The sequence below is a fragment of the Kitasatospora sp. NPDC059160 genome, from assembly GCF_042755465.1.
In the GTDB taxonomy this organism is placed as follows: Bacteria; Actinomycetota; Actinomycetes; order Streptomycetales; family Streptomycetaceae; genus Kitasatospora.
In genome coordinates this window covers 6724-22858 of sequence record NZ_JBHZCN010000053.1, presented here as the reverse complement: position 1 = coordinate 22858, position 16135 = coordinate 6724, and the positions used below count along the sequence as shown (strand labels likewise).

Below are 16135 nucleotides of genomic sequence, written 5' to 3'. Positions count from 1 at the left end.
GCAGGAGTGTCGTGCCATGACCGAACCCGATGTCGACTTCGACGGAATCCTTGAGCGGTACCGCCGGGACGGCTTCGTCGTCCTCCCCGCCCTGATCCCCGACCAGCTCCTCCAGGAGATCCGCCGGGCGCTCCCCGCCCTCCTCGCCGAGGACGGCCCGCAGCGCTTCTTCGAGCAGGACGGCAGCACCGTCCGCGCCGTCTACGGCCTGCACCGCAAGGACGCCCCCTGGCGCACCGTCAGTGAGGAGACGCTCCTCCCCCGCGCGGCACGGACGCTGCTGGGCGAGGACATGTACGTCTACCAGTGGAAGATCAACCCGAAGGCCGCCAACACCGGTGACCGCTGGGAGTGGCACCGCGACTTCACCTTCTGGCAGCGGGAGGACGGCATGCCCGCACCCGACGCGCTCACCGCGGCCGTCTTCCTGGACGAGGTCACCGAGGAGAACGGCCCGCTCCAGCTGATCCCCGGCAGCCACGCCGTCGCGACCAGGTACGAGACCGCCGAGGAACAGCGGGCGGACAGCGCGAGCCGTGCGGACGACAACTGGTCGGCCATCGTCTCCGCCAACCTGTCGCACTCGATCCCGCCCGCCGTGGCCGAGGAACTCGCCGAGGAGCACGGCGTCCACCGGGCGACCGGGCCCGCCGGGACGGTGGTGCTGTTCAGCAGCAACATCGTGCACGGCTCCTCGCCCAACCGGTCCGGCCAGCCCCGGACGCTCGCACTGATCAGCTACAACACGGTGGGCAACGCTCCGGCGGAGTGGGCGAACCCGCGCCCCGAGTTCTTCCTCAACCACGACGCGACGGCGCTGGACGTCCGTTCCTGACCGCACGGCACGGCCGGGGCCCTCGGGGCCCGCCACCGCGCGGGCCCCGAGGCCCTGACGGCGCGGGCCCGGAGTCCATGACCGCGTGGGCCGCGCGCCGCCACCGGCCGACGCCGCCCGCCCGCTCCTCCGATCACGAGACCATCCACAGAACCCTCCATGAAGTGGACACGACATGCTCCTCGACGATGAGAACTCCCCCCTGCCCCGCCGGGACATCGCGAGCGAGGTGGTGGACGCGGACGTGGACGCGGACGTGGACGTGGACGTCTCCACGGTTCGGCGGGAGGAGCGGACCGGCTCGGCACCGCTCTCGTACGCCCAGGAACGCCTCTGGTTCCTCGACCGGATGGACCCAGGCAACACCGCCTACACCGTCCCCGTCGCCCTGCACCTGCGCGGCGAGCTCGACCGGGCGGCCCTGGCCCGGGCCCTGGACCGGCTCGTGGACCGGCACGAGATCCTGCGCACCCGGTTCACCGAAGGCCCGGACGGCGCACCCGTCCAGGTCGTCGACCCGCGCGGCGAGCTCCCGCTCACCCCCGTCGACGCGGCCGGCTGGGACGACGCCCGGCTCTCCGAAGCGCTGCACCGGGAGGCCTACCGGCCCTTCGACCTCGCCCGCGGCCCGCTCGCCCGGGCCTCCCTCCTCCGGCGCGGGCCGCAGGAGCACGTGCTGCTGCTGACCATGCACCACATCGTCACCGACGGCTGGTCGTCCTGGGTCCTCTCCCAGGAACTGGAGGAGCTGTACGGCGCCTTCCGGCTCGGCGAAGGCGATCCACTGCCCGAACTCCCGGTGCAGTACGCGGACTTCGCGATCTGGCAGCGCCGCCGACGGCAAGGGGAGCCGGCGGCGGAACACCTCGCCTACTGGCGTGACCGGCTGGCCGGGCTGGAGCCACTGGACCTGCCCACCGACCGCCCCCGCCCCGCCGTCCGCGGCACCCGCGGCGCCTCCCACAGCATCACCCTGCCGGAGGACCTCGCCACCGCGCTCCACGCACTCACCCGGGCTCCGGGGACCACCACCTACATCGCTCTGCTGGCCACCCACCAGATCCTGCTGGCCGCCTACACCGGCCGCCGGGACATCGCCGTGGGCACCCCCTTCGCCGGCCGCAACCGCTCCGAGATCGAGGACCTGGTCGGGTTCTTCGTCAACACCGTGGTGGTCCGGACCGACCTCAGCGGCAACCCGACCGTCCGCGAGGTCCTGGACCGGACCCGTGAGAGCACCCTCGGCGCCCACGCCCACCAGGACCTCCCCTTCGAGCGCCTGGTCGCCGAACTCGCCCCCCACCGCGACCTCAGCCGCACCCCGCTCTTCCAGACCATGCTCGGCGTCCAGAGCGCCGCCACCGGCACCTGGCAGCTCCCCGGCCTCGACGTCCGCACCCTTCCGCTGGACGACACCGCCGCCAAGTTCGACCTCACGATCAACGCCACCGAGTCCGACACCGGCCTGACCGTCGACTTCACCTACAGCACCGAGCTGTTCGACCCGGCGACGATCGAGCGGCTGGCCGTCCACTTCCAGAACGTCCTGCGGGTCCTCACCACCGACCCCGACGCCCGGGTGGACGACCTCGACCTCCTGGGCCCCGAGGAACGCCACCGCATCCTGCACGAGTGGAACGACACCGCCGCGCCCCACCCCCACGACCGCACCGTGCACCAGCTGGTCCAGGAACAGGCCCGGGTGCGGCCGGACGCGATCGCCCTCGTCCACGGCGACCAGGAGATCGGCTACCGCGAACTCGACGAGCGCGCCAACCGACTCGCCCACCGGCTGCGGGAGTCCGGGGTCCGCACGGACTCCGCGGTGGGCGTCTGCGCCGAGCGCGGCCCCGAACTCGTCATCGGCCTGCTCGCCGTCCTCAAGGCCGGCGCCGCCTACCTCCCGCTCGACCCCACCCACCCCACCGAACGCCTCACCCGGATCCTCGCCACCGCCCGCACCGCCGTCGTCCTCCACGACGCCCACCTCGCGGACCGCCTGGGCCCGTACGACGGCACCCTCATCGCACTCGGCGACCCCGCCACCGCCACCCGCCCGGCCACCGACCCGGCCGTCGACGTCCGGCCCGACAACCTCGCCTACGTGATCCACACCTCCGGATCCACCGGCACCCCCAAGGGCGTCCAGATCACCCACCGCTCCGCGCTCAACACCTGCGCGGGCATGGCCGAGTCGCTCGCCGTGTCGGCCGAGGACCGGGTGCTCCTGAAGACGCCCTTCGCCTTCGACGTCTCGGCCTGGGAGTTCGTCACCACCCTGATCAGCGGGGCGACCCTGGTGATCGCCCCGCCCGGCGCGGAGCGGGATCCGGCGCTGCTCGCCCGCACGGTGCACGAGACCGGGACGACCGTGCTCAACTTCGTCCCGAGCCTGCTCCAGCGCTACCTCGAAGTCCCCGACGTCCAGCGCCTGTCCGCCTCCCTGCGCGTCGTGCTGTGCGGCGGCGAGGTGCTGCCGGCCACCGTCGCCCGGAAGGTCCGGGACTCCCTCGGCGGCGCGGAGTTCCGCAATCTCTACGGTCCGAGCGAGGCGACGATCAACGCCACCTCCTACGACTGCCGTTCGGGGTCGTGGGAGGAACCGGTGCCGATCGGACGACCGCTCGACAACACCCGGGCGTACGTCCTGGACCGGGCCGGGCGTCCCGTCCCGATCGGCGTCACCGGCGAGCTCTACATCGGCGGCGACGGCCTGGCCCGCGGCTACCACCACCAACCCGCCCTCACCGCCGACCGGTTCGTCCCCGACCCGTACGCGACCACCCCCGGCACCCGGCTCTACCGCACCGGCGACCTCGCCCGCTACCGCCCCGACGGCACCCTCGACTTCCTCGGCCGCACCGACGACCAGGTCAAGATCCGCGGCCACCGCATCGAACCCGGCGAGATCGACGCCCGGCTGCTGGAGCACCCGGCCGTCACCGCCGGCACCACCGTCGTCCGCGAGGACACCCCCGGCGACAAGCGACTCGTCGCCTACCTGACCAGTAACTCCCCAACTCCATTGAGCACTTCGGAGCTCCGCGAGCACCTGCGCCGCCACCTGCCCGACTACATGCTCCCCGCCGCCTTCCTCACCCTCGACGAACTGCCGTTGACCCCCAACGGCAAGATCGACCGCCGGGCCCTCCCAGCACCCGACCACACCCGCCCCGACCTCGACACCGCCTTCACCGCACCCACCACCCCCACCGAACAAGCCCTCGCCCGGATCTGGACCGACATCCTCGGCCTCACCACCGTCGGCATCCACGACAACTTCTTCGACCTCGGCGGACACTCCCTCCTCGCCACCCGCGTCACCTCCCGCCTGCGCACCGAACTCGGCCACGAACTCCCCGTCCGCGCCCTCTTCGAGACCCCCACCATCGCCCAACTCGCCACCACCCTCGGCACGTCGGCAGCGGTCGACACCACGGCCGTCCGCCGCGCGGAACGACCGGCCGCCGTCCCGCTGTCGTATGCCCAGGAACGCCTCTGGTTCCTCGACCGGATGGACCCCGACGGCAACGCCTACACCGTCCCCGTCGCGCTGCACCTGTTCGGTGCGCTCGACCCGGCAGCCCTGGAACAGGCGCTGCACCAGCTCGCAGCCCGGCACGAGATCCTGCGCACCCGGTTCGCCGAGGGAGCGGACTCGGCACCCGCCCAGGTGATCGAGCCCACCGGCTCCCTGCCGCTCGTCCAGGTGGACGCCGGCGACTGGGACGACGTCGACCTCGTGGCAGCACTGCACCAGGAAGCGAGCCGGCCCTTCGACCTCGCGCACGGGCCGCTCGCCCGCGCGCACCTGTTCCGCCTCGACCCGCAGCAGCACGTGCTCCTGCTCTCGATGCACCACATCGTCACCGACGGCTGGTCCTACCGCATCGTCGCCAGGGAACTCGACGAGCTCTACGCGGCCCTCCGCGAGCGACGGCCCAGCCGGCTGACCGAACCCGCCCTCCAGTACGCCGACTACGCGATCTGGGAGCGCTCCTGGCTCCAGGGCGAGCTGGTCGAGGGGCAGGCGGCCTACTGGCGGGAGCAACTCGCCGAACTGGAACCGCTGGACCTGCCCACCGACCGCCCCCGCCCCGCCGTCCGCAGCAGCCGAGGCGCCACCCACACCCTCACCCTGCCCGACACCCTCACCACCGCCCTGCACAAACTCGGCCAGGACCACGGCGTCACCACCTTCATGACCCTGATGGCCATCTACCAGATCCTCCTCCGCACCTACACCGGCCACCACGACATCGCCGTCGGCACCCCCGTCGCCAACCGCAACCGCTCCGAAACCGAAGACCTCATCGGCTTCTTCGTCAACACCCTCGTCCTCCGCGCCGACCTCACCGGCAACCCCACCCTCCGCGAAGTCCTCAACCGGACCCGCGACACCGCCCTCAACGCCTACGCCCACCAGGACCTCCCCTTCGAACGCCTGGTCTCCGAACTCGCCCCCCAACGCGACCTCAGCCGCACCCCCCTCTTCCAGACCATGCTCACCGTCCACGGCTCGACCACGGACATCTCCCACTGCTGGCAGTTGGCAGGACTGGACGTCCAGACGCTTCCCCTGGACGACACGGTCGCTAAGTTCGACCTGACCGTCAGCGCGACCGAGGCCGGCCCCGAGCTGACGATCGATTTCACCTACAGCACCGACCTGTTCGACGCGTCGACCATCGAGCGACTGGCCACCCACTTCCAGCACCTGCTCACCGCCGTCACCACCGACCCCGACGCGCGGTTGGACGACCTCGACCTCCTCAGCCCGGACGAGCGCCGCCGCATCCTGCACGAGTGGAACGACACCACCGCGCCCTACCCCCACGACCGCACCGTCCACCAACTGGTGGAACAGCACGCCCGGTTGCGGCCGGAGGCCATCGCTCTCGTCCAGGGCGAACGACTGTTCAGCTACCGCGAGCTCAACGAGCGTGCCAACCAACTCGCCCACCGACTCCGGGAATCCGGCGTCCACCCCGACACCACCGTCGGCATCTGCGCCGAACGCAGCCCCGAACTCGTCATCGGCCTGCTCGCCGTCCTCAAAGCCGGCGCCGCCTACCTCCCGCTCGACCCCACCCACCCCACCGAACGCCTCACCCACCTCCTCACCTCCACCGGCACCGCCGTCGTCCTCCACCACCCCCACCAGGCCGTCCTGGCAGCCACCCTCGGCGGCACCCTCCTCGCCCTGGACGACCCGACGACCGCCGGGCACCCGACCACCGATCCCGATCCCGTCGCCCACCCCGGCAGTCTCGCCTTCGTCCTCCACACCTCGGGATCCACCGGCACCCCCAAGGGCGTCCAGATCACCCACCAGGCTGTCCTACGCCTCACCCACAACACCCGCATCACCGACACCACCCCCGACGACGTCTTCCTCCACCTCAACTCCATCGCCTTCGACGCCTCCAGCTACGAGATCTGGACCCCCCTCACCACCGGCGCCACCCTCGCCATCGCCGCCCCGGGCCGCACCACCACCGAAACCGCCACCCACGACATCCACACCCACCGACCCACCGTCCTCCTCCTCACCACCGCCCTCTTCCACACCCTGGTGGAGGAGTCCTCGCAGGCGCTGGCCGGGGTCCGGCACGTCCTGACGGGCGGCGAGGCCCTGTCGGCCACCCACGTTCGAACGTTCCTGGAGCTCCACCCCGGCTCGGCCGTCGTCAACGTCTACGGGCCCACCGAGAGCACCACCATGGCCACGTGCTTCACCTGTCGGCCGGGGTCGTGGGAGGGTCCGGTACCGATCGGGCGGCCGATCGACAACACCCGCATCCACGTCCTCGACCCGGCCGGGCGTCCCGTCCCGATCGGCGTCACCGGCGAGCTGTACCTCGGCGGCGACGGCCTGGCCCGTGGCTACCACCACCAACCGGCGCTCACCGCCGACCGGTTCGTCCCCGACCCCTTCACCCCGGGCGCCCGCCTCTACCGCACCGGCGACCTCGCCCGCTACCGCCCCGACGGCACCCTCGACTTCCTCGGCCGCACCGACGACCAGGTCAAGATCCGCGGCCACCGCATCGAACCCGGCGAGATCGACGCCCGGCTGCTGGAGCACCCCGCCGTCACGGCCAGCACCACCGTCGTCCGCGAGGACACCCCCGGCGACAAACGACTCGTCGCCTACCTCACCACCAACTCCACCAATCCACCGAGCACTTCGGAGCTCCGCGAGCACCTGCGCCGCCACCTGCCCGACTACATGCTCCCCGCCGCCTTCCTCACCCTCGACCGCCTCCCGCTCACCCCCAACGGCAAGATCGACCGCCGGGCCCTCCCAGCACCCGACCACACCCGCCCCGACCTCGACACCGCCTTCACCGCACCCACCACCCCCAACGAACAAGCCCTCGCCCGGATCTGGACCGACATCCTCGGCCTCACCACCGTCGGCATCCACGACAACTTCTTCGACCTCGGCGGACACTCCCTCCTCGCCACCCGCGTCACCTCCCGCCTGCGCACCGAACTCGGCCACGAACTCCCCGTCCGTGCCCTCTTCGAGACCCCCACCATCGCCCAACTCGCCACCACCCTAGGCGAACCGCAGGCCGCCGGCGCACCGCCCGTCGAAGCGGCCGAACGCCCCGCTGCCATCCCGCTCTCGTACGCCCAGGAACGCCTCTGGTTCCTCGACCAGATGGAGCCGGACAGCAACGCCTACACCGTCCCCGTCGCCCTGCACCTGCTCGGCGACCTGGACCGGTCGGCGCTCGGCACCGCCCTGCGGCAGCTCGTCGCCCGGCACGAAGTCCTGCGCACTCGCTTCCCGTTGGGCGCCGACGCCACCCCCGTCCAGGTCATCGACCGGACCGGCAAGCTGCCGCTGGTCGGCATCGAGGCGGGCGACTGGGACGACGCCCGCCTCGCCCAGGCCCTGGCGGACGAGGCGGCCCTGCCGTTCGACCTCGAACACGGTCCGCTCGCCCGCGCGCGCCTGTTCCGTCTCGCCCCGCAGGAACACGTGCTCCTGCTAGCGATGCACCACATCGTCACCGACGGCTGGTCCTACCGCATCGTCATCCGGGAGCTGGAGGAGCTGTACGGCGCCCTCCTGGCCGACCGCCCCGACCGCCCCGACCGCCCTGACGGAGCCGACCGGGCGAAGGGGCTGCCCGAACTCCCGGTTCAGTACGCCGACTTCGCCCTCTGGCAGCGCCGGTGGCTCCAGGGCGAGGTACTGGAGGGACAGGCGGCCTACTGGCGGGAGCAACTCGCCGGGCTGGAGCCGCTGGAGCTGCCCACCGACCGCCCCCGCCCCGCCGTCCGCAGCAGCCGAGGCGCCACCCACACCCTCACCCTGCCGGACGGCCTCGCCACCGCCCTGCACAAACTCGGCCAGGACCACGGCGTCACCACCTTCATGACCCTGATGGCCACCTACCAGATCCTCCTCCGCACCTACACCGGCCACCACGACATCGCCGTCGGCACCCCCGTCGCCAACCGCAACCGCTCCGAAACCGAAGACCTCATCGGCTTCTTCGTCAACACCCTCGTCCTCCGCGCCGACCTCACCGGCAACCCCACCCTCCGCGAAGTCCTCAACCGGACCCGCGACACCGCCCTCAACGCCTACGCCCACCAGGACCTCCCCTTCGAACGCCTGGTCGCCGAACTCGCCCCCCAACGCGACCTCAGCCGCACCCCCCTCTTCCAGACCATGCTCACCGTCCAGGACGCCACCCTCGACAGCTGGCAGCTCCCCGGCCTGGACGTCCGCACCCTCCCGCTCGGCGACGACGTCGCCAAGTTCGACCTCACGGTCACGGCCACCGAGTCCGACACCGGCCTGACCGTCGACTTCACCTACAGCACCGACCTGTTCGACGCGGCGACCATCGAGCGACTGGCCACCCACTTCCAGCACCTGCTCACCGCCGTCACCACCGACCCCGACGCCCGCCTCGACGACCTCGACCTCCTCAGCCCGGACGAGCGCCGCCGCATCCTCCAGGACTGGAACGACACCACCGCGCCCTACCCCCACGACCGCACCGTCCACCAACTCGTCGAACAGCACGCCGCCGAACGCCCCGACGCCATCGCCCTCGTCCAGGGCGAACGACGGTTCAGCTACCGCGAACTCAACGAGCGTGCCAACCAACTCGCCCACCGACTCGGGGAGTCCGGCGTCCACCCCGACACCACCGTCGGCATCTGCGCCGAACGCAGCCCCGAACTCGTCATCGGCCTGCTCGCCGTCCTCAAAGCCGGCGCCGCCTACCTCCCCCTCGACCCCACCCACCCCACCGAACGCCTCACCCACCTCCTGACCTCCACCCGCACCGCCGTCGTCCTCCACCACCCCCACCAGGCCGGACTGTCGGCCTCCTTCGGCGGCACCCTGATCCCGCTGGACGATCCGGCCACGGCCGACCGGCCGGCCACCGATCCCGGCCACCCCGTCAGTCCGCAGAACCTCGCCTACGTGATCTACACTTCCGGCTCCACCGGCACCCCCAAGGGCGTCCAGATCACCCACCAGGCCGTCCTACGCCTCACCCACAACACCCGCATCACCGACACCACCCCCGACGACGTCTTCCTCCACCTCAACTCCATCGCCTTCGACGCCTCCAGCTACGAGATCTGGACCCCCCTCACCACCGGCGCCACCCTCACCGTCGCCGCCCCGGGCCGCACCACCACCGAAACCGCCACCCACGACATCCACACCCACCGGCCCACCGTCCTCCTCCTCACCACCGCCCTGTTCAACGCCCTGATGGACAACGCTCCGCAGGCCTTCGCCACGGCCCGCCACGTCCTGGTCGGCGGCGAGGCGCTCTCCCCCACCCACGTCAACGCCTTCCAGGGGCTGCACCCGGACAAGAGCCTGGTCAACGTCTACGGGCCGAGCGAGAGCGCGACCATCACCTCCACCGCCCTGCTGTCGACCCGCCAGGGGAGCACCGTCACGATCGGGCGGCCGATCGACAACACCCGCATCCACGTCCTCGACCCGGCCGGACGCCCCGTCCCGATCGGCGTCACCGGCGAGCTCTACATCGGCGGCGACGGCCTGGCCCGCGGCTACCACCACCAACCCGCCCTCACCGCCGACCGCTTCCTCCCCGACCCGTACGCGACGTCCCCAGGCGCCCGGCTCTACCGCACCGGCGACCTCGCCCGCTACCGCCCCGACGGCACCGTCGACTTCCTCGGCCGCACCGACGACCAGGTCAAGATCCGCGGCCACCGGATCGAGCTCGGCGAGATCGACGCCCGCCTCCAGCAGCATCCGGCCGTGACCGCCGGCACCACCGTCGTCCGCGAGGACACCCCCGGGGACAAGCGGCTCGTCGCCTACCTCACCACCAGCTCACCCACCCCGCCCACCACCACCGAACTCCGCGAGCACCTGCGCCGCCACCTGCCCGACTACATGCTCCCCGCCGCTTTCCTCACCCTCGACCGCCTCCCGCTCACCCCCAACGGCAAGATCGACCGCCGCGCCCTGCCCGCCCCCGACCACACCCGCCCCGACCTCGACACCGCTTTCACCGCACCCGCCACCCCCGCCGAACAAGCCCTCGCCCGGATCTGGGAAGAAGTCCTCGGCCTCGCCACCGTCGGCATCCACGACAACTTCTTCGAGCTCGGCGGGGACTCGATCCTGGGCATGCAGGTGATCGCCAAGGCCAAGCGCTTCGGTCTGCGGCTGACCCCCCGGATGATCTTCCAGTACGAGACGGTGGCCGAGATCGCCGCCCACCAGCACCAGGCCGGCGCGGTCGACGCCGAGCAGGGCCGGGTGGCCGGGGACGTCCCGCTGACGCCCGTCCAGCACTGGCTGTTCGACCAGCGGCCCGTCCGACCGGACCACTTCAACCAGTCGGTCCTGCTCGACGTGGCCGGCCTCGCCCCGGAACTGCTGCGGCCCGCGCTGGCAGCGGTGGTCGACCACCACGACGCGCTGCGCCTGCGCTTCCCGCGGGACGGCGCCGGGCCCGCCCGGCACGGCCTACCGGCCGACCCCGAGCAGCTGCTGAGCGACGTGGACCTCTCGGCCGTCCCGGACGCCGAACTGACCGACCGGCTCCAGCGGTCGGCCGACGCACTGCAGCGCGGACTGGACATCGCCGACGGCCCGCTGGCCCGCGGCGCGCTGTTCGACCTCGGCGGGGCCCGCGGCCGGCTGCTGCTGGTCGTCGTCCACCACCTGGTCGTGGACGGCGTCTCCTGGCGGATCCTGCTGGAGGACCTCGGCACCGCGTACGCCGCGCTGGCCGCGGGCCGGGAGGTGCTGCTGCCCGCCAAGACGACCTCCTTCCGCGCCTGGTCACGGAGGCTGACCGAGTACGCCCTCTCCCCGGCCGCCACGGACGAGCTGGCGTACTGGACCGCCGCCCCGCCGCCCGTCCCGCTGCCCCGCGACCGCACCGCACGAGCCGACGACGCCGACGACGCCGACGACGCCGACGGCCGAACCGACGACGACGGCAACACCGTCGCCGCCGAGGAGTCCGTCACCCTCCGGCTGACCGAGGAGTCCACCGAGGCCCTGCTGCGCCAGGTGCCCCGCGCCCTCGGCACCCAGATCAACGACGTGCTGCTCACCGCCCTCACCGAGGCCGTGGCCGGCTGGACCGGCCGCGACACCGTGCACGTCGACCTCGAAGGCCACGGCCGGGAGGACCTCTTCCCCGAGGTCGACCTCTCCCGCACGGTCGGCTGGTTCACCAGCGTCTTCCCCGTCGCCCTGCACCGGGAGCCCGGCGCCGGGCCCGCCCGGCAGGCGGGTGCCGTCCGCGACCAGCTCGCCCGGGTGCCCCGACGCGGCGTCGGGTACGGGATCCTGCGCCACCTGGGTACCCCCGGGGCGCGGGAGGCGCTGGGCCGCCCGGCACCGGAGATCAGCTTCAACTACCTCGGCCAGTTCGACCGCGAGCTGCCCGGTCTGGGCGGCTACGCCGACCCCGACCTGCTGCGGGCCGGCGAACTCGACCCGTCGATGCGGCGCGGCCACCTGCTCCGGGTGACCGGCAGCGTGCTCGACGGGCGGCTGCGGATCGACATCGGCTACGCGCCCGCCGTCCACCACCGGGAGACCGCCCAGGGCCTGGTGGACGCGATGGAGCGCACGCTCACCGCGCTGGTCGCCGCCGCCTCCGAGGGCGCCGGCCCCGCCGCCCCCACCGTCCACGACTTCCCCCTGGCCGACCTCGAAGCATCGGATCTGGCCGCCATCCTCAAGAGGTTCTCCTGATGACCCAGCACAACGTCGAGGACATCCACCGGCTCTCCCCGCTCCAGGCCGGGATGCTCTTCCACTCCGTCGACGACTCCGGCGGCGAACAGCCGTACCTGGTGCAGACGGTGGACGAGCTGTCGGGACCGCTGGACCGCTCGGCGTTCCGGCAGGCCTGGCAGCAGCTCCTGGACCGCCACACGGCGCTGCGCAGCGTCTTCCTCTGGGAGGACCTGCCCGAGCCGCTGCAGGTCGTGCAGCGGCGGGTCGAACTGCCGCTCGCCGAACTCGACTGGCGGGCCCACCCGGACACCGAGCAGCGCGCCCGCCTGGACGGGCTGCTGCGGGAGAACCGCGCGGCGGGCCTCGACCTCACCGCGGCCCCGCTGTTCCGGCTGACCCTGGTCGCGGTCGCCCCCGGCCGGCACTGGCTGCTGTGGACCTTCCACCACCTGCTGCTCGACGGCTGGAGCCTCCCGCTGCTCCGGCGGGAGTTCGCCGAGCTGTACCGGGCGGCGCTGAGCGGCGTACCGGCCCGGCTCCCCGCGCCCGTGCCGTACTCCCGCTACATCGCCTGGCTGGACGCCCAACCGAAGGCGGCGGCCCGGGAGTTCTGGCAGTCGTACCTGGCGGGCTTCGCGGAGCCGACCCGGCTCGGGGTGGACGGGCCGACCGGGCGGACCGGCTTCGCCGCCCACGAGCTGATGCTGGACCAGGCGCGGTGCGCGCGGGTGCGCGAGTTCGCCCAGCGCAGCCGGGTGACGGTGAACGTCCTGGTGCAGGCCGCCTGGGCGCTGCTGCTCAGCCGGTACGGCAACGGCGAGGACGTGCTGTTCGGCACCACCGTGGCCGGGCGGCCGCCGACCCTGGCCGGCGCGGAGTCGATGGTGGGGATGTTCATCAACACCCTGCCGGTCCGGCTCCGGGTGCCCGGCGGGGAACGGGTGTCGGCGTGGCTGCGCCAGGTGCAGCGGCAGCAGGCCGAGTACCGGCAGTACGAGTTCGGGGCGCTGTCGGAGATCCAGGGCCGGAGCGGGCTGCCGAAGGGCTCGCCGCTGTTCCGGTCGATCCTGGTGTTCGAGAACTACCCGGCCGCCGCGGAGCCGGGGCGGCCGGACGAGCTGGCCGTCGAGACCCTCCTCAGCGTGGAGAACACGGGCTATCCGCTCACCCTGGTCGCCTACGCGGGCCGGGAGCTGGGGGTCCGGTTCTCGTACGACCGCGGCGTGTTCGACCGGGCCGCGGTCGAACGGATGGCGAGGCACTTCGAGAACCTGCTCGACGCCCTGGTCGCCGCCCCGGACGCCCGGCTGGACGACCTCGACCTGCTCGGCCCCGAGGAGCGCCACCGGCTCCTGCGGGACGGCAACGACACCGCCGCACCCCGCCCACAGGGCCGCACCGTCCACCAGCTGGTCGAGGAGCAGGCCCGCGCGCGGCCGGACGCCGTCGCGCTGGTGCACGGCGACCGGCGGCTGCGCTACCGCGAGCTCAACGAGCGGGCCAACCGGCTCGCCCACCGCCTCCGGGGCCTCGGCGCCCGGCCGGACACCACCGTCGGGGTCTGCGCCGAACGCGGGCCCGAGCTGGTCGTCGCCCTGCTCGCCGTCCTCAAGTCCGGCGCCGCCTACCTCCCGCTGGACCCGGTCCACCCCACCGAACGCCTCACCCACCTGCTCCTCTCCACCGGCACCGCCGTCGTACTCCACGACGCCCACCTCGCGGACCGCCTGGGCCCGTACGACGGCACCCTCCTCGCGCTGGACGACCCCGCCACGACCGACCACCCCGGCACCGACCCCGACCCCGTCGCCCGGCCCGACCACCTCGCCTACGTGATCCACACCTCCGGATCCACCGGCACCCCCAAGGGCGTCCAGATCACCCACCGCAACGTCCTCGGACTGTTCGCCGCGACCGCCCCGGAGTTCGGCTTCGGGCCGCAGGACACCTGGACGTCCTTCCACTCCTTCGCCTTCGACTTCTCCGTCTGGGAGCTGTGGTGCCCGCTGACCACCGGCGGCCGGGTGGTCGTGGTCGACCGGGCGACCGCCACCAGTCCGGCCGAGTTCCTCGACCTGCTGGCCCGGCAGGAGGTGACGGTGCTCAACCAGACCCCGTCCGCCTTCGCGATGCTCCAGCAGGCGCTCGACCCGGCGAGCGCCGCCCGGCTGCGACTGCGCCTGGTGGTGTTCGGCGGAGAGGCGCTCCGGCCCGCGCGACTGGGCCGCTGGCACGCGCTCATGGGCGAGGGCCGCACCCGGCTCGCCAACATGTACGGCATCACCGAGGTCACCGTGCACGCCACCCTGCGGGACGTCCGGCCCGCCGACATCCTGGCGGCGGACCCGGGCTCGCCCGTCGGCCGTCCGCTCGGCAACACCCGGGCGTACGTCCTCGATCCGGCCGGACGGCCCGTCCCCATCGGTGTCCCGGGCGAGCTGTACATCGGCGGCGAGGGCCTGGCCCGCGGCTACCTCGGCCGGCCGGCGCTGACCGCCGAGCGGTTCGTCCCCGACCCCTTCACCCCGGGTGCCCGGCTCTACCGCACCGGCGACCTCGCCCGCCGCCGTGCCGACGGCGACCTGGAGTACCTCGGCCGTAGCGACGACCAGGTCAAGATCCGCGGCCACCGGATCGAGCCCGGCGAGATCGACGCCCGCCTCCAGGAGCACCCGGCCGTCACCGCCAGCACCACCGTCGTCCGCGAGGACGACCCCGGCGACCGGCAGCTCGTCAGCTACCTGACCACCGAGGCCGGGACGGCCCCCACCACCACCGAGCTCCGCGAGCACCTGGGCGCCTTCCTGCCCGCCCACATGCTCCCCGCCGCCTTCGTCACCCTCGACCGGCTGCCGCTCACCCCCAACGGCAAGACCGACCGCCGGGCCCTCCCGGCCCCCGGCCGGGCCCGGCCGGAGCTGGCCGCCGACTACGCCGCGCCCCGCACGGCCGTCGAGGAGTCCGTCGCCGCGGTCTGGGCGGAGGTCCTCGGCCTCGCCGCCGTCGGCGTCCACGACGACTTCTTCGACCTCGGCGGGGACTCGGTGAAGAGCCTGCGGATCGCCGGGAGGCTGCGCCGGCTCGACCTCGCGGTCGGCCCGGGCGACATCCTGCGCAACCCCACCGTGGCGCGGACGGCGGCGGCCGCCCGGGCCGCGGCGGCGGGCGGCCGCACCGAGCGCTGGGCCGACGGTCCCGAGGTGTCCGTCACCTGGCTGAGCCGGGGCCCGGCCCCGGCACCCGTCCTGTTCTGCTTCCCGGAGATCTCCAACACCGTCCACGGCTACGCCCGGCTGGCGGCCGCGCTCGGCCCCGAGGTCTCGGTCGTCGCACTGGCCGCCGGGCGGCCGCGGGCGGGCGAGGGCCTGCCCGAACTGGCCCGGGCGTTCCGGCGGGCGGTCCGCGACGTCCGGCCCGCCGGCCCGTACCTGCTCGCCGGGTGGTCGATGGGCGGCGTGGTGGCGGCCGAGGTCGCCCGGCTGATCGAGGAGTCCGGCGAACGGACCGCGCTGCTGACGCTGTTCGACAGCTGCCTGCCGACGCCGGAGTACCGGGAGCACCTGGCGGGGCGCGCCGAGATCGCCCGGGAGCTGGACGAGAAGCTCCGGGCCGCCGGGCCCGGCTTCCCGGACACCCCGTGGACGGCCGAGGTCGAGGCCCTGCTGCCCGAACTGGACCTGCCGGTGGAGCTGCTGACGCTCGACCGCGAGGACCTGCTCAGCCACCTGGCGACACTCCGGCACAACCTCGCCGCCCTGGTCGCCCACCGGCCGCGCCCGGTGCGCTGCCCGGCGCTGCTCTTCCAGGCGGCGGAGTCGCACTGGCCGGTCCCGCCGGCCGAGGGCTGGGCGGCCTTCGTCGGCTCCCTCACCGTCCGGCCGGCCCGGGGCGGCCACCTCACCCTGCTCCAGGAGCCGTACGTGGCCGGGCTGGCGGCCGAGTTGGGCGCGGCCCTGCGCGACCACCGCCCCACGACCGGTTGACCGGCTCTGACCGGCTCTGACCGGACCGCGACGCACGATGGCACCGCCCCCGTTCCGGGGCGGTGCCATCGTCGTCCAGCGGGGCCGTGC

The 16135-nt window shown here is 73.2% G+C and carries 3 protein-coding genes; all 3 read left to right on the top strand.

Annotated elements, in window-relative coordinates; all coding sequences use genetic code 11:
* Positions 1 to 16: 16 nt before the first annotated feature.
* The 3 genes from ACFXOZ_RS22890 to ACFXOZ_RS22880 all read left to right on the top strand — a co-directional run bounded on the left by ACFXOZ_RS22890 (position 17) and on the right by ACFXOZ_RS22880 (position 16045).
* Positions 17 to 835 (top strand): phytanoyl-CoA dioxygenase family protein, encoded by an 819-nt coding sequence (locus ACFXOZ_RS22890; protein WP_375890492.1) that lies wholly within the window; start codon positions 17 to 19, stop codon positions 833 to 835.
* 175 nt (positions 836 to 1010) lie between these two features.
* On the top strand, positions 1011 to 12077 hold the full coding sequence (locus ACFXOZ_RS22885; RefSeq protein ID WP_380592338.1) for an amino acid adenylation domain-containing protein: 11067 nt from the start codon (positions 1011 to 1013) through the stop codon (positions 12075 to 12077).
* Entirely contained in the window at positions 12077 to 16045 is a 3969-nt protein-coding gene (locus ACFXOZ_RS22880) for an amino acid adenylation domain-containing protein (RefSeq protein WP_380592336.1), read from the top strand. The genes ACFXOZ_RS22885 and ACFXOZ_RS22880 overlap by 1 nt, the downstream gene beginning before the upstream one ends.
* Positions 16046 to 16135 lie beyond the last annotated feature (90 nt).